The 17,852-nt window shown below is 55.9% G+C and carries 18 protein-coding genes; 12 read left to right on the forward strand and 6 right to left on the reverse strand.

What is annotated here, in order from left to right; all coding sequences use genetic code 11:
- Window positions 1-38: 38 nt before the first annotated feature.
- Both ACOTY5_RS12335 and uxaC read right to left on the reverse strand, forming a co-directional pair.
- Entirely contained in the window at window positions 39-1,526 is a 1,488-nt protein-coding gene (locus tag ACOTY5_RS12335) for a UxaA family hydrolase (protein WP_015571940.1), read from the reverse strand.
- Between the two features lie 17 nt (window positions 1,527-1,543).
- Window positions 1,544-2,956, reverse strand: coding sequence for a glucuronate isomerase (gene uxaC, locus ACOTY5_RS12340; protein ID WP_045141798.1), 1,413 nt, complete (start codon window positions 2,954-2,956; stop codon window positions 1,544-1,546).
- Window positions 2,957-3,431: 475 nt separating this feature from the next.
- Between uxaC and ACOTY5_RS12345 the strand changes: the two genes are divergently transcribed.
- The 11 genes from ACOTY5_RS12345 (at window position 3,432) to ACOTY5_RS12395 (ending at window position 10,797) form a co-directional block, all read left to right on the forward strand.
- A complete protein-coding gene (locus tag ACOTY5_RS12345) occupies window positions 3,432-4,730 on the forward strand; it encodes an MFS transporter (RefSeq protein ID WP_015571942.1) in 1,299 nt (432 codons plus the stop codon).
- Window positions 4,731-4,918: 188 nt separating this feature from the next.
- Window positions 4,919-5,695 (forward strand): transcriptional regulator ExuR, encoded by a 777-nt coding sequence (exuR, locus tag ACOTY5_RS12350; protein WP_045141797.1) that lies wholly within the window; start codon window positions 4,919-4,921, stop codon window positions 5,693-5,695.
- Window positions 5,696-6,036: 341 nt separating this feature from the next.
- A complete protein-coding gene (gene yqjA, locus ACOTY5_RS12355; RefSeq protein ID WP_003862638.1) occupies window positions 6,037-6,699 on the forward strand; it encodes a DedA family general envelope maintenance protein YqjA in 663 nt (220 codons plus the stop codon).
- Window positions 6,700-6,701: 2 nt separating this feature from the next.
- Window positions 6,702-7,085: an EnvZ/OmpR regulon moderator MzrA gene (mzrA, locus tag ACOTY5_RS12360; protein WP_003862640.1), complete on the forward strand. Its 384-nt coding sequence runs from the start codon at window positions 6,702-6,704 to the stop codon at window positions 7,083-7,085.
- Between the two features lie 143 nt (window positions 7,086-7,228).
- Entirely contained in the window at window positions 7,229-7,597 is a 369-nt protein-coding gene (locus ACOTY5_RS12365) for a DUF1090 domain-containing protein (protein ID WP_017382428.1), read from the forward strand.
- A gap of 29 nt (window positions 7,598-7,626) precedes the next feature.
- A complete protein-coding gene (locus ACOTY5_RS12370) occupies window positions 7,627-7,932 on the forward strand; it encodes a DUF883 family protein (RefSeq protein ID WP_003862645.1) in 306 nt (101 codons plus the stop codon).
- Window positions 7,933-7,934: 2 nt separating this feature from the next.
- A complete protein-coding gene (locus ACOTY5_RS12375) occupies window positions 7,935-8,333 on the forward strand; it encodes a phage holin family protein (RefSeq protein WP_003862647.1) in 399 nt (132 codons plus the stop codon).
- On the forward strand, window positions 8,330-8,626 hold the full coding sequence (locus ACOTY5_RS12380) for a YqjK-like family protein (protein ID WP_003862649.1): 297 nt from the start codon (window positions 8,330-8,332) through the stop codon (window positions 8,624-8,626). The genes ACOTY5_RS12375 and ACOTY5_RS12380 overlap by 4 nt, the downstream gene beginning before the upstream one ends.
- A gap of 247 nt (window positions 8,627-8,873) precedes the next feature.
- Complete coding sequence (locus ACOTY5_RS12385; protein WP_045141796.1) at window positions 8,874-9,266, forward strand: DoxX family protein; 393 nt, start codon at window positions 8,874-8,876, stop codon at window positions 9,264-9,266.
- A 72-nt stretch (window positions 9,267-9,338) separates the two neighbouring features.
- Window positions 9,339-10,325 carry a glutathione S-transferase family protein gene (locus ACOTY5_RS12390; RefSeq protein WP_045141795.1) on the forward strand — a complete coding sequence of 329 codons (987 nt, stop codon included), beginning with the start codon at window positions 9,339-9,341 and terminating at the stop codon, window positions 10,323-10,325.
- A gap of 106 nt (window positions 10,326-10,431) precedes the next feature.
- Window positions 10,432-10,797 (forward strand): DUF805 domain-containing protein, encoded by a 366-nt coding sequence (locus ACOTY5_RS12395; RefSeq protein ID WP_045141794.1) that lies wholly within the window; start codon window positions 10,432-10,434, stop codon window positions 10,795-10,797.
- Window positions 10,798-10,835: 38 nt separating this feature from the next.
- Here ACOTY5_RS12395 and yhaJ read toward each other — a convergent pair whose 3' ends face one another.
- Window positions 10,836-11,738, reverse strand: a complete 903-nt coding sequence (gene yhaJ / locus ACOTY5_RS12400) for a DNA-binding transcriptional regulator YhaJ (protein ID WP_003862655.1) — start codon at window positions 11,736-11,738, stop codon at window positions 10,836-10,838.
- A 104-nt stretch (window positions 11,739-11,842) separates the two neighbouring features.
- Here yhaJ and ACOTY5_RS12405 point away from each other — a divergent pair, with 104 nt between their 5' ends.
- A complete protein-coding gene (locus ACOTY5_RS12405; RefSeq protein WP_017382430.1) occupies window positions 11,843-12,544 on the forward strand; it encodes a pirin family protein in 702 nt (233 codons plus the stop codon).
- A gap of 80 nt (window positions 12,545-12,624) precedes the next feature.
- Here the strand turns inward: ACOTY5_RS12405 and ACOTY5_RS12410 are convergent, their stop codons facing one another.
- The 3 genes from ACOTY5_RS12410 to pflB all read right to left on the reverse strand — a co-directional run bounded on the left by ACOTY5_RS12410 (window position 12,625) and on the right by pflB (window position 17,850).
- Complete coding sequence (locus ACOTY5_RS12410; protein ID WP_045141793.1) at window positions 12,625-13,929, reverse strand: serine dehydratase subunit alpha family protein; 1,305 nt, start codon at window positions 13,927-13,929, stop codon at window positions 12,625-12,627.
- 20 nt (window positions 13,930-13,949) lie between these two features.
- Window positions 13,950-15,281: an amino acid permease gene (locus tag ACOTY5_RS12415; protein ID WP_017693942.1), complete on the reverse strand. Its 1,332-nt coding sequence runs from the start codon at window positions 15,279-15,281 to the stop codon at window positions 13,950-13,952.
- Between the two features lie 274 nt (window positions 15,282-15,555).
- Window positions 15,556-17,850, reverse strand: a complete 2,295-nt coding sequence (gene pflB, locus ACOTY5_RS12420) for a formate C-acetyltransferase (protein ID WP_017693941.1) — start codon at window positions 17,848-17,850, stop codon at window positions 15,556-15,558.
- Window positions 17,851-17,852: the final 2 nt, after the last annotated feature.

Genomic DNA, 17,852 nt, shown 5'->3' on the forward strand with positions numbered 1-17,852 from the left:
GGAGAGGGCCGGGGTGAGGGCACCAGCCCGCACCCGACTTATAGCGTCACACCACTCTTAAAGATCGCCAGCTCGCGGAAGTCGTTCTTCTCGTTGCAGGTCTGCCTGCCGCTGGCAAATTCCACAATCGTGTCCACGAATTCGCTCAGCAGCTGCGGCATCGCTTTGCCGTGAATCAGCTGGCCGGCATCAAAGTCGATCCAGTGTTTTTTCTTCGCCGCCAGCTCGCTGTTAGTGGCGATTTTCACCGTTGGCACAAATCCGCCGTACGGCGTGCCGCGCCCGGTACTGAACAGCACCATGTGACAGCCCGCTCCCGCCAGCGCACTGGTGGCGACCGCATCGTTGCCCGGTGCGCTCAGCAGGTTCAGACCGTGCGTTTTCAGCCGTTCACCGTAGCGCAGCACGTCCACTACCTGGCTGGCGCCCGCTTTCTGGGTGCAGCCCAGGGATTTCTCTTCCAGCGTGGTGATCCCACCCGCCTTGTTACCCGGCGACGGGTTCTCATAAATCGGCTGGTTATGGGCGATGAAGTACTGTTTGAAATCGTTGACCATGGTGACGGTCTTCTCAAAGGTCTCTTCGTCGCGGCAGTGGCTCATCAGAATGCGCTCTGCGCCGAACATCTCCGGCACTTCGGTCAGCACCGTGGTGCCACCGTTGGCAATCACGTAATCTGAGAAGCGGCCCAGCATCGGGTTAGCGGTAATGCCGGAAAGCCCGTCAGATCCGCCGCACTCCAGGCCAAACTTCAGTTCACTCAGCTTGCCCGGCTCGCGCTTGTCGTGACGCATCACCTCATACAGCTGGTGCAGCTGTTCAACGCCCGCTTCCACTTCGTCGTCCTGGTGCTGACACACCATAAAGTGCACGCGCTCAGGATCGAACTCGCCCAGCGTGTCGCGGAAGGCGTCGACCTGATTGTTTTCACAGCCGAGGCCAATCACCAGCACCGCCCCCGCGTTCGGGTGACGCACCATATTTTGCAGCATGGTGCGGGTATTGATGTGGTCGTCGCCCAGCTGGGAACAACCGTAGGTATGGCTGAACAGATGCACGCCGTCGGTGCCTTCAGCATTGTTGGTCTCTTTCAGGAAACGCGTCTGAATTTGACGCGCGATCCCGTTCACGCAGCCGACGGTCGGGAGGATCCACAGTTCATTGCGGATCCCCACCTCCCCGCTGGCGCGGCGGTAGATCTGCACCTCACGATCGGCCGCCTGTCCTTCTTCTGCCTGGAAGTCAGGTTGATAGCTGTACTCGTCCAGATCGCTGAGATTGGTGCGGGTATTGTGGGAATGAATGTATTCACCCGGCGCAATATCCGCCAGCGCATGACCGATGGGCAAACCGTACTTCACCACGTTCTCCCCTTTCGCGATGGGGATCAGGGCAAACTTATGTCCACGTCCAATGGCCTGGCGTAACGTCACCGACTGGTTGTCGAAGGTCACTTCCGTCCCTTCGGCTAAATCGGCCAGCGCGACGGCAACGTTATCCAGCGAATGGATTTTGATGTATTGCATATCAACCTCAAACGGCCTTAGTTCAGTTCAATGGCGAAGTAGTCACGCGCATTGTTAAAGCAGATGTTTCTCACCATTTCGCCCAGCAGCTGGATATCCGCTGGCGCTTCGCCCGCGTGCACCCAGCGGCCAATCATCTGGCACAGAATGCGGCGGAAATATTCATGGCGGGTATAGGAGAGGAAACTGCGGCTGTCGGTCAGCATGCCAACGAAGCGGCTCAGCAGGCCGAGCTGCGCCAGCTGCGTCATCTGACGCTCCATGCCGTCTTTCTGATCGTTAAACCACCAGCCGGAACCGAACTGCATCTTGCCCGGCATCCCTTCGCCCTGGAAGTTGCCGATCATAGTGCCCAGCACTTCGTTATCGCGCGGGTTCAGGCAGTACAGAATGGTTTTTGGCAGCAGGTTTTGCTCGTTCTGTTTGCTCAGCAGTTTTGACAGCTCTTCCGCCAGCGGACGGTCGTTGATGGAGTCAAAGCCTACGTCCGCGCCCAGCAGTTTGAACTGACGCTGGTTGTTATTACGCAGCGCGCCGATGTGATACTGCTGAACCCAGCCGCGACGGGCATATTCCGCACCGAGGAACACCAGCACCGCGGTTTTAAACTGCGCCACTTCGTGCTCGCTCAGGGCTTCGCCGGAGAGACGACGCGCCAGAATACTGTCCAGCTCAGCTTCACTGGATTCCGCGAACAGCACTACGTCCAGCGCGTGGTCAGACACTTTACAGCCGTGTGCGGCAAAGTGATCCAGACGTTTGGTCAGCGCGGTTTGCAGATCGTCAAAGCGACGAATGTCGGTATCCGAAACTTCCGCCAGCTTCGCCATGTAGTCGTTAAAGGTCGGCAGCTCGATGTTGAAGGCTTTATCCGGGCGCCAGCTTGGCAGCACTTTGATGTCAAACGTGCTGTCCTTCGCGACAACCGCGTGATGTTCCAGAGAGTCGACCGGATCGTCGGTGGTGCCCACCATCTTCACGTTCATCTGCTGCATGATGCCGCGCGCCGAGAAGCTATCCTGCGCCAGCAGTTCGTTGCACTGATCCCAGATTTCATCCGCCGTGGCGGGAGAGAGCAGCTTGCCGGTGATACCAAACGGACGACGCAGTTCGAGGTGCGTCCAGTGGTATAACGGGTTACCGATGGTGTGAGGAACGGTAGCGGCCCAGGCGTCAAACTTCTCGCGATCGGTCGCGTCGCCGGTACACAGGCGCTCGGCCACGCCGTTGGTGCGCATTGCGCGCCACTTATAGTGGTCACCCTTCAGCCAGATATCATACAGGTTTTTGAAACGGTAATTTTCGGCAACCTGCTGCGGCGGTAAATGGCAGTGGTAGTCGAAAATTGGCTGGTCTTTTGCGTAGTCGTGGTACAGGCGGCGAGCAAATTCGGTATCTAGCAGAAAATCGTCGGTCATAAACGGTGTCATTATCGTCTTCCTCATTACGGGAGCGTCAGAAAGCTTATGTTCAGATGCTGCAAAGTTATCACACCAATTTCCAGAGTCCGACGTTTTTTTCGTGAGTTAGATCAATAAACGTCGACAAATAAATTACCCTCAAAGGGGTAAACCCTCTCGCAGACCGCGCCAGTTCTGGCTTTGCGCACGCCGCATAATGTCCCTACAAAGATTCACACTTTTGTGATGTCACTCACCTTTTAAAGTTGTATGACAAGTTATCTTTTCGCCGTCGCAAACTATAAGCCGACGGAATGCATTACCGGTGTTTGATACATCGGATTTAACGGTACGGAAGCCGACTTAGCACGATTACTTATGGCAAGGTTCGGGCCGTTCCGGGACAGGTTCCCGGTTACGCCCCTCCCGTTACAGAACAACTCCCGGCAACGGTTGAGTTGTTGCCGTGTCCCGACACGGAAATAACATAACGATGAGGTTTTACATGCGTAAAATTAAAGGGTTACGTTGGTACATGATCGCACTGGTGACGCTCGGCACCGTGCTGGGCTACCTGACACGTAACACCGTGGCAGCAGCGGCGCCAACGTTGATGGAAGAGTTACATATCTCCACGCAGCAATACTCTTACATCATTGCGGCTTACTCTGCCGCTTACACCGTAATGCAGCCTGTAGCAGGTTATGTTCTTGATATTCTGGGTACAAAAATTGGTTATGCCTTCTTCGCTGTAGCCTGGGCCGTCTTCTGTGGGGCGACCGCGCTGGCCGGCAGTTGGGGCGGACTGGCGCTGGCGCGTGGTGCGGTAGGTGCTGCCGAAGCAGCGATGATCCCCGCGGGTCTGAAAGCCAGCTCTGAATGGTTCCCGGCAAAAGAGCGTTCTATCGCTGTCGGTTACTTCAACGTGGGCTCCTCCATCGGGGCGATGATTGCTCCGCCACTGGTGGTGTGGGCGATTGTGATGCACAGCTGGCAGATGGCGTTCATCATCTCCGGTGTGCTGAGCTTTGCCTGGGCCATGGCGTGGCTGATCTTCTATAAACACCCACGCGATCAGAAAAAGCTGTCTGACGAAGAACGTGACTACATTATCAATGGTCAGGAATCTCAGCATCAGACCGACAACGGCAAAAAGATGTCCGTCTGGCAGATCCTGGGCACCCGTCAGTTCTGGGGTATCGCTCTGCCACGCTTCCTGGCAGAACCGGCCTGGGGGACATTTAACGCCTGGATCCCGCTGTTCATGTTTAAAGTTTACGGCTTTAACCTGAAAGAGATCGCGATGTTCGCCTGGATGCCAATGCTGTTTGCAGACCTGGGCTGTATCGTCGGCGGCTACCTGCCACCGCTGTTCCAGCGCTGGTTTGGCGTGAACCTGATTGTGTCCCGTAAGATGGTGGTCACCATGGGCGCCCTGCTGATGATCGGCCCGGGCATGATCGGCCTGTTCACCAGCCCTTACGTGGCTATCGCCCTGCTGTGTATCGGGGGCTTTGCTCACCAGTCTCTGTCCGGTGCGCTGATTACGCTCTCGTCCGACGTGTTTGGTCGTAACGAAGTCGCTACCGCCAACGGCCTGACCGGGATGGCCGCCTGGACCGCAAGTACCCTGTTTGCGCTGGTGGTCGGCGCGCTGGCAGATACCATTGGTTTCAGCCCGCTGTTCGCGGTACTGGCTATCTTCGACCTGATGGGTGCGGTGGTTATCTGGACGGTGCTGAAGAGCAAATCCGCCGATGAACTAGCGAAAGAGTCCCTTGGGGGACCGGCGACGCAGAGTTAGCGTTGTTGTGCCGGGTGGCGGCTACGCCTTACCCGGCCTACAAAACCCATAGGCCCGCGCAAGCGAAGCGCACCCGGCAAAATCTTCTCAAAAGCCGCCTACGGGCGGCTTTTTTCATGGTGAAATCTGGAGAGTGGCACGCAAAAGTGGTATAACAAATCATTCGCCGTACCCTGCCTGGAGCGCATATGGAAATCACCGAATCACGTCGTTTATATCAACAACTTGCCGCCGAGCTGAAAGATCGCATCGAGCAAGGGGTCTATCTTGTCGGTGATAAACTTCCCGCAGAGCGTTTCATTGCGGATGAAAAAAGCGTCAGCCGCACGGTGGTCCGCGAAGCCATCATCATGCTGGAAGTGGAAGGGTATGTTGAGGTACGCAAAGGTTCCGGCATTCATGTGATTTCCAGCCAGGCGAAACACTCCCCCACCCCGGACGAAAGTCTGGAGTTTGCTAGCTACGGTCCGTTTGAGCTTCTCCAGGCTCGCCAGCTGATTGAAAGCAACATTGCGGAATTTGCTGCGACGCAGGTGACCAAGCAGGACATCATGAAGCTGATGGAAATCCAGGATCATGCGCGTAAAGAAAAATGTTTCCGCGATTCCGAATGGGACCTGCAATTCCACGTCCAGGTCGCCCTTGCGACTCAGAATACGGCGCTGGCGGCAATCGTTGAAAAAATGTGGACTCAGCGCGTTCACAACCCGTACTGGAAGAAATTACACGATCACATTGATTCCCGCACGGTAGACAACTGGTGTGACGACCACGACCAGATTCTTAAGGCTCTGATTCGTAAAGATCCGCATGCGGCGAAACTGGCAATGTGGCAGCACCTGGAGAACACCAAACAGATGCTGTTTAATGAAACAAGTGATGACTTTGAATTTAACGCTGACCGCTATCTTTTTGCCGATAATCCGGTCGTTCACCTCGATACCGCGACTAATCCCGCAAAATAACTCCCCGAACTGCTGGCAGGCGCACCGCCGCGCCTTCCGGCCAGACAGGGTAAGAAAACCTCTATAGTGTCAGCCTTTGTAAAATTTCTCGCTCCCCTCCGTGGCTTACGCCAAAATCGTGTTTCCCCTCAAATTCTGTGACGCAGAACGTCGGGCTTTGTTACAATTGGATTCACTTCGTTATTTTGTAAGTTAGTGCTTGCTAACCAGCCAATTAACAGGGAACAGTGTTGGCCACACATCAATGTGTCCGCGAGCGACCATAATGAAATCATAACAATGTCGCCGTGCTGTTTTCCCGAATGACAGGCGTGACGTTAACCGATTTCCAGGAACACTGAATGGAACTTTTGACCCAACTACTGAACGCCCTCTGGGCTCAGGATTTCGAAACGCTGGCCAACCCGTCCATGATTGGCATGCTCTACTTTGTGTTATTTATGATCCTGTTCCTTGAGAACGGTCTGCTGCCTGCTGCCTTTTTACCCGGCGACAGCCTGCTGGTGCTGGTCGGGGTGCTCTGTGCAAAAGGGGCGATGGCTTTCCCGCAAACGGTCCTGCTTTTGACCATTGCCGCCAGCCTGGGCTGCTGGGTGAGTTACATTCAGGGGCGATGGCTGGGTAACACGCGAATCGTTCAGAACTGGCTTTCGCACCTTCCGGCCCATTACCACCAGCGAGCGCACCACCTTTTCCATAAGCATGGACTTTCCGCCTTACTGATCGGCCGCTTTATCGCATTCGTACGCACCCTGCTGCCCACCATTGCGGGCCTGTCCGGCCTGAGCAGCACGCGCTTCCAGTTCTTTAACTGGATGAGCGGCTTGCTGTGGGTTCTGATCCTGACCACGCTCGGCTACGCGCTGGGCAAAACGCCGGTCTTTATGAAATATGAAGACCAGCTGATGTCTTGCCTGATGCTGCTGCCCGTCGTTTTGCTGGTGTTTGGCCTGGTCGGGTCCCTGGTCGTACTGTGGAAGAAGAAATACGGAGCCAGGGGTTAACGATGGTTATCTCCCCGCTCGCGCTGCGCCGCTTCTCTTACGCTATCGTCGCGCTGATGATGTTCAGCGCTCTTATCCTGCTGTGGTCTGCGCTACAGCATCAGGAGTCGACGCTGGCTATCCGTCCTGTGAGCCAGGGAACCAGCGTGCCGGATGGTTTTTCCATCTGGCATCATCTGGACGCAAACGGGATCCGCTTTAAGAGCATCACGCCGCAAGACGATGTGCTGCTGATAAAATTTGACTCCAGTGCGCAAAGCGCCGCGGCGAAAGCCGTGCTGGACCGCACGCTGCCGCAGGGTTACATCATTGCGCAACAGGATGATGACAGCCACGTAGCATCCTGGATGTCACGGTTACGCGACACGTCGCATCGATTTGGTTAACGACTAAGATTCCGAATATTTTCACCTACTTTGGTGAAACTCCCGTTTACTTACTATGCTTAAGTACGCGGAGCACCCCTCAGATGTTCTCCGCATAGTTCTGGAACACGGCTTACGCCGTAACACAATGGAAGGTTTCTATAATGAAATACCGCATCACTCTGGCTCTGGCCCTTTTTTCTTTAAGCACAGCTTCCTTCGCTATGTCTCTTTGTCAGGAGAAAGAACAGGATATCCAACGCGAAATCAGTTATGCCGAAAAGCATAACAATCAGCACCGGATCGACGGGCTGAAAAAAGCGTTGAGCGAAGTGAAAGACAACTGTACGGACAGCAAGCTGCGTGCCGATCATCAGGAAAAAATCGCTGAACAGAAGGACGAGATAGCCGAGCGCCGTCAAGACCTACAGGAAGCGAAAGAGAAAGGTGATGCGGAAAAAATTGCCAAGCGCGAGAGGAAGTTGCAAGAGGCGCAGGACGAACTGAAAGCGCTGGAAGCTCGCGATTATTGAGTTAACGGAAATCTCAACAGGAGAGAATCATGTCAAAAGATACAACTTCAGAAAATCTGCGCGCTGAACTGAAATCCCTGGCGGACACCCTGGAAGAGGTGCTGAACTCTTCTGCGGATAAATCGAAAGAAGAAGTAAGTAAACTGCGCAGCAAAGCGGAGCAGGCACTGAAAGAGAGCCGTTACCGTCTGGGCGAAACCGGTGATGCGCTGGCGAAACAGACCCGCGAAGCGGCAGCGCGCGCAGACGAATATGTACGTGATAATCCATGGACGGGTGTAGGTATTGGCGCCGCAGTGGGTGTGGTGCTGGGTGTCCTGCTGACGCGTCGTTGATTATGGAAGATCCACGTCACGCACAAGGGCCTGCTAAAAACGTCCTCGGCATCGGCCAGCGTATTCTTACGACGCTGGTCGGGATTGCCGAAACGCGCGTCCGGCTTGCGGTAGTGGAGCTGGAAGAGGAGAAAGCCAACCTCTTCCAGATGCTGCTCATGCTTGGGCTTACGATGCTCTTTGCCGCGTTTGGTCTGATGAGCCTGATGGTGTTAATCATCTGGGCTATCGATCCACAGTATCGTCTGAACGCGATGATTGCGACTACCGTGGTTCTGCTGGTGGCGGCGCTGATAGGCGGTATCTGGACCCTGCATAAAGCGCGCACGTCGACCTTCCTGCGCCATACGCGCCAGGAGCTGGCCAACGACCGCGCCCTGCTGGAGGATGATAAGTCGTGAGCGACAAAGCCGAACGTCAAAAGCGGAAAGCGTATCTGTTGAGCCAAATCCAGCAGCAGCGGCTGGATTTGTCTGCCAGCCGTCGAGACTGGGTTGAAGCCACGCATCGGTTTGACCGCGGCTGGAACACGGTCCTGAGCCTGCGCTCATGGGCGCTGGTCGGCAGCAGCGTGATGGCGATCTGGTCGGTTCGGCATCCTAACATGCTGATCCGCTGGGCACGCCGCGGCTTTGGCGCCTGGAGCGCCTGGCGTCTGGTGAAAACCACGCTGCGACAGCAGCAGTTGCGCTAGCCTTCTTGCCGGGTGACGCTGCGCTTACCCGGCCTACGATTGCGTGTAGGCCGGGTAAGGCGTAGCCGCCACCCGGCAAAACCCCCTCCCTTACTCAATATCTTTGAAGAAGATTAACAGTTTTCCTTGCTAACATTTGCCATCCGCCCCGTTTACACTCCTCTCCATCGACAGCAAAGACGCGGTATCTACCCGAATTTGCACGCAAATAACGTTTAGCCGCTGATGTGGTTTCCTGGAGAGTAAAATGAAAAAATTAGAAGATGTTGGTGTACTGGTAGCGCGTATTCTGATGCCTGTTCTGTTCATCACCGCAGGCTGGGGCAAAATTACCGGCTATGCGGGCACTCAGCAGTATATGGAAGCGATGGGCGTGCCGGGGTTCCTGCTGCCACTGACCATTCTGCTTGAGTTCGGCGGCGGCCTGGCAGTGCTGTTCGGTTTCCTGACCCGCACCACGGCGCTGTTCACCGCAGGCTTTACCCTGCTGACCGCGTTCATCTTCCACAGCAACTTTGCGGAAGGCGTGAACTCCCTGATGTTCATGAAAAACCTGACCATCGCGGGCGGCTTCCTGCTGCTGGCTATCATGGGTCCGGGCGCCTACAGCATCGACCGTCTTCTGAATAAGAAGTGGTAAGCAGGCTATACTGATTACATTCAAAGCGAGGAGAAATCTCCTCGCTTTTGCTATCTGACGGAGGAGTAAAAAATGGGACAACTCGTAGACGGCGTCTGGCAGGATGTCTGGTATGACACCAAATCCACCGGTGGACGCTTTAAGCGCTCTGTTTCGGCCTTCCGTAACTGGCTGACCGCCGACGGCGCACCCGGCCCGAGTGGCGAAGGGGGCTTTGCGGCGGAAAAAGATCGTTATCATCTGTATGTTTCTCTCGCCTGTCCGTGGGCGCACCGCACGCTGATTGTGCGCAAACTTAAAGGTCTCGAATCGTTAATTCCGGTTTCGGTGGTCAACCCGCTGATGCTGGAAAACGGCTGGACGTTCGACAGTGGCTTCCCGACCGCGACGGGTGATGAGCTTTATCATCACGATTTCCTGTATCAGCTCTATCTGCGCGCCGATCCGCACTACACCGGACGCGTAACGGTGCCTGTGCTGTGGGACAAGAAAAACCAGACGATCGTCAGCAATGAATCCGCTGAAATCATTCGCATGTTCAATACCGCGTTTGACGCTCACGGTGCACGCGCCGGGGATTACTACCCGGTTGAGCTGCGCGAGAAAATTGACGAGCTGAACGGCTGGATCTACGACAACGTTAACAACGGCGTCTACAAAGCGGGCTTTGCCACCAGTCAGGAAGCGTACGACGAAGCGGTCGGCAACGTGTTTGGATCCCTGGAGCGCCTGGAGCAGATCCTCGGCCAGCATCGTTATTTAACGGGCGATCGCCTCACCGAAGCAGACATCCGCCTGTGGACGACGCTGATCCGCTTTGATCCGGTATATGTCACCCACTTCAAGTGCGACAAGCATCGCATCAGTGATTACCTGAACCTACACGGTTTCCTGCGCGACATCTATCAGATGCCGGGGATTGCGGAGACGGTCAATTTTGACCATATTCGCACCCACTATTTCCGCAGTCATAAGACCATCAACCCAACGGGCATTATCTCCATTGGCCCGTGGCAGGACCTGGATGAACCGCACGGGCGCGACGTGCGTTTCGGATAATTATTTAGGGAATCAATTGATTCCCTTTTTTAATTCACAGCATACATCTATCCTTACCTCGATCGCTTAGAAAACAAGTGATTGACTGATTAAGAGGCAAGGAAAAATGGACTGGTATTTAAAGGTACTGCGCAACTACGTTGGATTTGGTGGCCGTGCCCGCCGTAAAGAGTACTGGATGTTCGTTCTGGTGAACTTCGTCCTGATTATGGTGCTGGGCATTGTGGACAACATCCTCGGCTGGGAACGCGAGGGGGGTGAAGGCATTCTCACCACCATTTATGGTGTGTTAGTTCTGCTGCCTTCATGGGCCGTACTGTTTCGTCGTCTCCACGACACAGATCGTTCGGCGTGGTGGCTGCTGTTGCTGTTGATCCCGCTTATCGGCTGGATCGTGATTTTGATTTTCAACTGTCAGAGCGGAACGCCGGGCGAAAACCGCTTTGGTCCGGATCCTAAAGCAAGCGCGTAAATTCTGCCCGGTGGCGCATACGCTTACCGGGCCTACGCTTATTTGTTGTGGTGGGCAAAGAGCTTGGGAATTTCACGCAAACACCACGATTTGGCTTCGCCCATGCTGTCGCGACGCCACGCCATAATGATATCCACTTCGCTGGTGTATTCCGGGCTGACGACGCGCAGCCGCCCTTCTGCAATGTCCTTTTCGACAAACGGATACGGCATAGTCGCCACGCCCAGCCCCGCCAGGAGCGCCTGTCGCTTATCTTCCAGCGACGTTACCGTCAGTCGCGGCTGTTTATCCAGCAACTGTACCGTTAACACCGGGCGCTCTCGGGCGGTATCCGCGACCGCCACACCGCGGTATTTCACGCGCGTGACCTCAGAGAGCGGCTCCGGCTCCTGATGGATCGGGTGATCCGGGGCGGCGACGTAGACGTTCATCACGCTGTACAGTTTGCGCGAATTGATTTCTGACGATGAGCGGAAATGCATGTCCGGCGCAATCACGATATCCGCCCTGCCCGTCTCAAGACGCTCCCACGCCCCGGCCAGCACCTCAGTGATGATCGACAGCTGGGTATTGGCTTTCGCGGCGAGTCTGTCCACCAGCGGGAACAGCGCCTCGGTGGGCACCAGCGCTTCGGTCACCAGCGTCAGATGGGTTTCCCAGCCGCGGGCCAGCGCTTCGGCATCCGTCGTCAGCTTATCCGCCGCTTCCAGCAATACGCGGCCGCGCTCCAGCAGCATCCGCCCAACGTTGGTGAATTTTGTTCGATGACCGGAACGGTCAAAGAGCACAACATCCAGCTCCTCTTCCAGCTTTTGCATGGTATAGCTCAGGGCAGACGGAACGCGCCCCAGTTCATCTGCCGCCGCGGCAAAACTGCCGCGCCTGTCAATCGCGTCCATGACGCGAAGCGCCTCAAGCGTCAATGCTCTCTCTTTAGCCATCTCGTTCTCATTCAGTAAATTTGAACATACCAGGCAGAATATCTGGCTAACAATGCAGCGTCCATACCTTTACCATTGATTTAGTGTAAAGAGAGGTCAAGTTTATGATTACGACAAGAACAGCGAAACAGTGCGGACAAGCCGATTTCGGTTGGTTGCAGGCCCGCTACACCTTTTCCTTTGGACACTACTTTGACCCTAAACTCCTCGGTTACGCTTCACTGCGCGTATTGAATCAGGAAGTGCTCGCCCCGGGCGCGTCCTTCCAGCCGCGCACGTACCCTAAAGTCGATATCCTGAACCTGATCCTGGAAGGCGAGGCAGAATACCGCGATAGCGAGGGCAATCATGTCCAGGCGAAGGCTGGCGAGGCGCTGTTAATTTCCACGCAGCCAGGTATTAGCTACAGCGAGCATAACCTCAGCAAAGATAAAACGCTGACCCGCATGCAGCTGTGGCTGGATGCCTGTCCGGAGCGGGAAAATCCGCTGGTGCAAAAAATCGATCTGAAGGGCGGTAAACAGCAGCTGATTGCCTCGCCAGACGGCAGCAAAGGCAGCTTGCAGTTGCGCCAGCAGGTGTGGTTGCACCATATCGAACTGAAAAAAGGTGAACAGGCGAGCTTCCAGCTTCATGGCCCGCGTGCCTATTTGCAGTCCATTCACGGAACGGTGCATGCGGTCACGCATACGGAAGAGAAAGAAGCGCTCACCTGCGGTGACGGGGCGTTTATTCGTGACGAAGCGAATATCACCCTGGTTGCCGATACGCCGCTGCGCGCGCTGCTGATTGATTTGCCGGTTTAAGATCAACACGCCCCCTCGCTCGATCGGTTCCCTCTCCCTATGGGAGAGGGTTAGGGTCAGGGGTAACGGGTTGGATTAAATCACAACATCTTACTCGCCATAATCTCAATGATCTGCCGGTCCGTCGCCTGCATTGAGCGGCACGCCAGAGCGCACAGGTTAGAGATAGACTGTTCCACGTCGTGCGCCACAATCCCCTCGTTACCCGTCACCGCAGTATCATCCAGCGCCATCATCACGGCTTTCCAGGCGCTGGTGACGCTGGTCGAGACCTTCATTGCGCAGCTGTTAGAGGCCCCATCGCAGATCATCCCGCTCACGTCGCCGATCATACTGCCGATCGCCATGGCAATGGTCTGGTAAGATCCGCCCATCAGCCACGCCATCCCCGCCGCAGCCCCCATTCCGGCCGTTGTCGCTGCGCACAACGCGGACAAGCGCGGAAGCTGGTAGTGGATATAGATAGCCGACAGATGCGAGAGCATCAGCGCCCGCGCCAGCCGTTCGTCATCGGCCTGAACGTGCTCAGCCACCACCACTACCGGCATGGTGGCGGTGATGCCCTGATTCCCGGAACCCGAGTTGCTCATCGCCGGCAGCGTCGCGCCTCCCATGCGGGCATCCGAGGCTGCGCTGGTGCGGATAATAATGTCTGAACCCAGATCCTGCGCCATCCAGCCGCGTGCGCGCTGTTTATTGAGCGTCGCGCCAATATGTAGCCCCCAGTTGCCACGCAAACCTTCGCGGGAGAGCGCATCGTTCAGCCGCCCCGCATCGAGGATAAAGCGGATCGCATCAAACGGCACCTGCTCTACAAACTCAAGGATCTGCGACAGCGTGGTGGTCGAGAGCACCGCCAGCGGATCGTCGTTGTTATGGCTCTGACGATCGTCAAGCCTGAAGCGCGTTTCGCCCTGACAAACCACCTCCACCACGCGAGTGTGCTCGCCAGCGATGGTCACCATCGCCGAGGACTCACCGGCGTAAACGCAGGCGCGTGAATAGAGGATCTCCTCGCACGGCTCCTGCAATTTCACCTGCACCAGACCCGCGTTCAGCAGTGCTTTGGCGCGCGTTAGCGCCTCGGCCGACGCGTCTTTCAACACCTCCAGCCCGGCGTGTGCATTACCGCCTGTCGCCCCCAGCGCGGCTGCGATGGGTAAACCGACCATACCGGTGCCGGGCACCGTTACGCCAAGCCCGTTTTTCATCAGGTTCGGCGATACCCACGCCTCGATACGCGTTACCTCACCGGAAAGCTGTCCGGCAGCCATCGCGCACGCCAGCGCCAGCGAGACGGGTTCGGTACAGCCCAGCGCAGGCTTTACCTCTTCCTGCACAGCGCGAATAAAATGGTTCCATAAAGGATTAATTTGCTCAGACATCGTTACGACCTTATTTAACCTCATGAGAAGGCGAGGAAAGGAGAAACACAAAGCAGCAGCCCGGTAATCACAATAATCACCAGCGATACGCCTTTATATTTATGAAGTGCGGGCACTTTGTAGACCAGCCACGCCGGAATTAAGCAGCCCACCATCCCGAAAATAGGGCTACAGATGGAGGTGAAGCTCAGCACCGGCGCGTTTAACACAATCGCGCTCCAGGCCAGCAGGATAGCGAACAGCATAATCCCGCGCTGGACGGTGCTTTCATTGATTTTCTCCGCCGGCATTTTGCGGCGCAGGATGTTCATCACGATGCCCTGCGTCGCCTCACGAAAGCCGAGATAGACGCCAAAGAACGCGGTCATCACGGCAAAAATGTTGAGGATCACGCTGACGATTTTGACCCAGCCCGCACCGTCACCGCTGATGAACTGTGCTGCGATTGCCAGGGCGGAAATATTCTGCTCGTAGGCTTTTACCGCCTCGTCGTGCCCCATCGCCAGCGTAAAGGAGACCGCGTAGAAAAAGACCGTCACAAACAGCACGCCAAAGGCGATATTCATTGCCCGCAGCGCTTTATGACGCGCCACCTCAACGGATTTTTCCCGTGAACGATAGGAAATCACCATCGGGCTTAATGTCTGAATAAACAGAATGGAGGTTAAGGTGAAAGGCAGCGTAATAATGGCGTTTTTAATCAGCAGGCCCATCGGCGGCAGCATACCGACGTTGGCTAAATGCCAGAGGCCAATCATCGAAAGCCCCAGCGCCGCCACCACAAATAATTTGGTCAGCACCATCAGGCTGGAGACTTTAAACAGCAATTTTTCACCGCGCGACGAAATGGCGACCAGAATGCAGATCAGGAATAAGCCGTAGAACGGATTTTCCGACAGCAAACCGTCGGTTACGCCGAAGGTGTGTAGGTAGGATGCGCTGTCGTTGGTGATAGCCGTGGAATAGACAAACATCCAGATCACCAGCATCACGAAATAAAGCGCACCCAATAAGATGCCCCAGTTTTTACCTAAATAACCGCTAATGACGCTCGGGTAATCTTTGCATTCCGGTGATTCCGCCAGCGTATTAATAAACAGGCGCTGGAACAGGTACATAGCCGGATAACCAATTATCGACGAGAGTAAAAACACCCACAGCCCCATTAACCCGACCTGCACAGGAAGAAAAACGATGCCCGCGCCGATAGCCATCCCGATACTCATGATGACCCAGCCCGTATCGGTGCTGTCGAATTTGATCGCCTCTCGCCATTCGCTTTCGCTCATTCCCGCCCGCCTTGCCGCAGGGGAATCACTCACAATCACACTGCTGTTTGTTGCCATATTCATTGGGCACTCGCTTATTTTGTAGGGTAACTGGTTGTTTTTATAAGGTTCCGATCGCCAGCGATTGCGAGTCAGAGAGTGCAGGTGTGAGTTATTGATATGGGAAGATCATATCCGGAGCGCGGGAGAAAAAAGTCACAACTTTTATAGGGATTTTCTAAAGCGAGAGAATAATATTACTTCGGGATAGCAAAAAGGAGAGTAAGTTTTCTAAAATTGACGACGTTCACAAAATTAAAAGCCTCCCCATTTGAGGAGGCTGAAGATGAAGCCTGTATTACATCGCCTGCGTAAACGTCCTCGAAATCACGTCCTGCTGCTGCTCGCGCGTCAGGGCGTTAAACCGCACCGCATAACCTGAAACGCGGATCGTCAGGTTCGGATAGTTCTCCGGATGGGCGACGGCATCCAGCAGCATCTCCCGGTTCATCACGTTGACGTTCAGGTGTTGCCCGCCCTCAATGGTCGCTTCGTGGTGGAAGTATCCGTCCAGCAGCCCGACAAGGTTGGTTTTGCGCACCGGCTCGTCCTTGCCCAGTGCCTGCGGCACGATGGAGAAGGTGTAGGAGATCCCGTCTTTGGCGTAGGTGAACGGCAGCTTGGCGACCGAGGTTAACGACGCCACCGCCCCTTTTCTGTCGCGCCCGTGCATCGGGTTGGCGCCAGGCGCAAACGGCGTGCCGCCGCGACGTCCGTCCGGCGTGTTGCCGGTCTTCTGCCCGTAAACCACGTTGGAGGTGATGGTAAGGATCGACTGCGTCGGTACCGCGTTGCGGTACGTCGGCAGCGCCTGGATTTTCTTCATAAAGCGCTCAACCAGATCGCAGGCGATACTGTCCACGCGATCGTCGTTGTTGCCGTACTGCGGATAGTCGCCTTCGATGACGAAATCGACCGCCAGACCAGTGTGGTCGCGCACCGGTTTTACCGTGGCGTATTTGATGGCCGACAGGGAATCCGCCGCCACCGACAGCCCGGCAATGCCGCAGGCCATGGTGCGGTAGACGTCCCGGTCGTGCAGCGCCATCAGCGAGGCTTCGTAGCTGTATTTATCATGCATATAGTGAATGAGATTCAGCGCGCTGATGTACTGCACCGCCAGCCAGTCCATGAAGTGATCGAGGCTCGCCATTACGGTGTCGTAATCCAGTACCTCATCCAGCAGCGGCTCGGTTTTCGGCCCCACCTGGATCTTCAGCTTCTCATCCACCCCGCCGTTGATTGCATACAGCAGCGTTTTCGCCAGGTTGGCGCGTGCGCCGAAGAACTGCATCTGCTTGCCGATCACCATCGGGCTGACGCAGCAGGCAATGGCGTAGTCGTCGCTGTTGAAGTCGGCGCGCATCAGATCGTCGTTCTCGTATTGCAGCGAGGAGGTGACGATCGACACCTGCGCGGCGTATTTCTTGAACGCGATCGGCAGTTGTTCGGACCAGAGGATCGTCAGGTTTGGCTCCGGCGCAGGCCCCATGGTGTGCAGGGTATGCAGGTAGCGGAAGCTGTTTTTGGTCACCAGCGTACGGCCATCCAGCCCCATGCCGCCAATCACTTCCGTGGCCCAGATCGGATCGCCGGAGAAGAGCGTGTCGAACTCCGGCGTGCGCAGGAAGCGCACCATGCGGATCTTCATGATGAAGTGGTCGATCAGCTCCTGGGCCTGCACCTCATTCAGCCTTCCTGCCTGCATGTCGCGTTCAATGTAGATATCGAGGAACGAGGCCGTGCGCCCCAGCGACATCGCCCCGCCGTTCTGGGATTTCACTGCGGCAAGGTAGGCAAAGTAGACCCACTGCACCGCTTCCTGCGCATTCATCGCCGGACGTGAAATATCAAAGCCATAGTTCGCCGCCATCTGCTGGATCTGGAGCAACGCACGTTTATGCTCCGCCAGCTCCTCGCGCAGGCGGATCGTGGCCTCCAGATCTTCTCCGCGCTCCAGTTTCCCCTGGAGATCGGCGAACTGAAGTTCACGCTCGCGCACCAGATAGCTGATGCCGTACAGCGCCACGCGACGGTAGTCGCCGATGATGCGTCCGCGCCCGTAGCCGTCCGGCAGACCGGTCAGCACCCCCGATTTGCGGCAGCGCATCATCTCCGGGGAGTAAACGTCAAACACGCCCTGGTTGTGGGTTTTGCGCAGGTCTGTGAAGAGATATTCAAACTGCGGATCCATCTCGCGACCGTAGGCTTCGAACGAGCTGCGGATCATGTTGATCCCGCCGTACGGATGCAGGGCGCGCTTGAGCGGCTTGTCGGTTTGCAGGCCAACGATCGTCTCCAGCTCCTGATCAATATAGCCCGGCCCGTGCGCGGTAATAGTAGTGGCGATGTTGGTGTCAAAATCCACCGGGGCGTGAGTAGCATTCTCCTGACGAATGCCGACCATCACCTTCTGCCACAGCGCCGTCGTTGCTGGCGTCGCCTGCGCGAGGAAAGCTTCATCGCCTTCATAAGGGGTGTAGTTATGCTGAATAAAATCGCGCACGTTAATGGCGTTTTTCCATTCTTCACCGCGAAACCCGGCCCATGCGTCGCTGTAAGGCGCGACGCCCGTATCGATTGTTACTTTCATCA

It is taken from the genome of Enterobacter cloacae complex sp. SHL018 (genome assembly GCF_049237905.1).
GTDB lineage: Bacteria > Pseudomonadota > Gammaproteobacteria > Enterobacterales > Enterobacteriaceae > Enterobacter > Enterobacter hormaechei_C.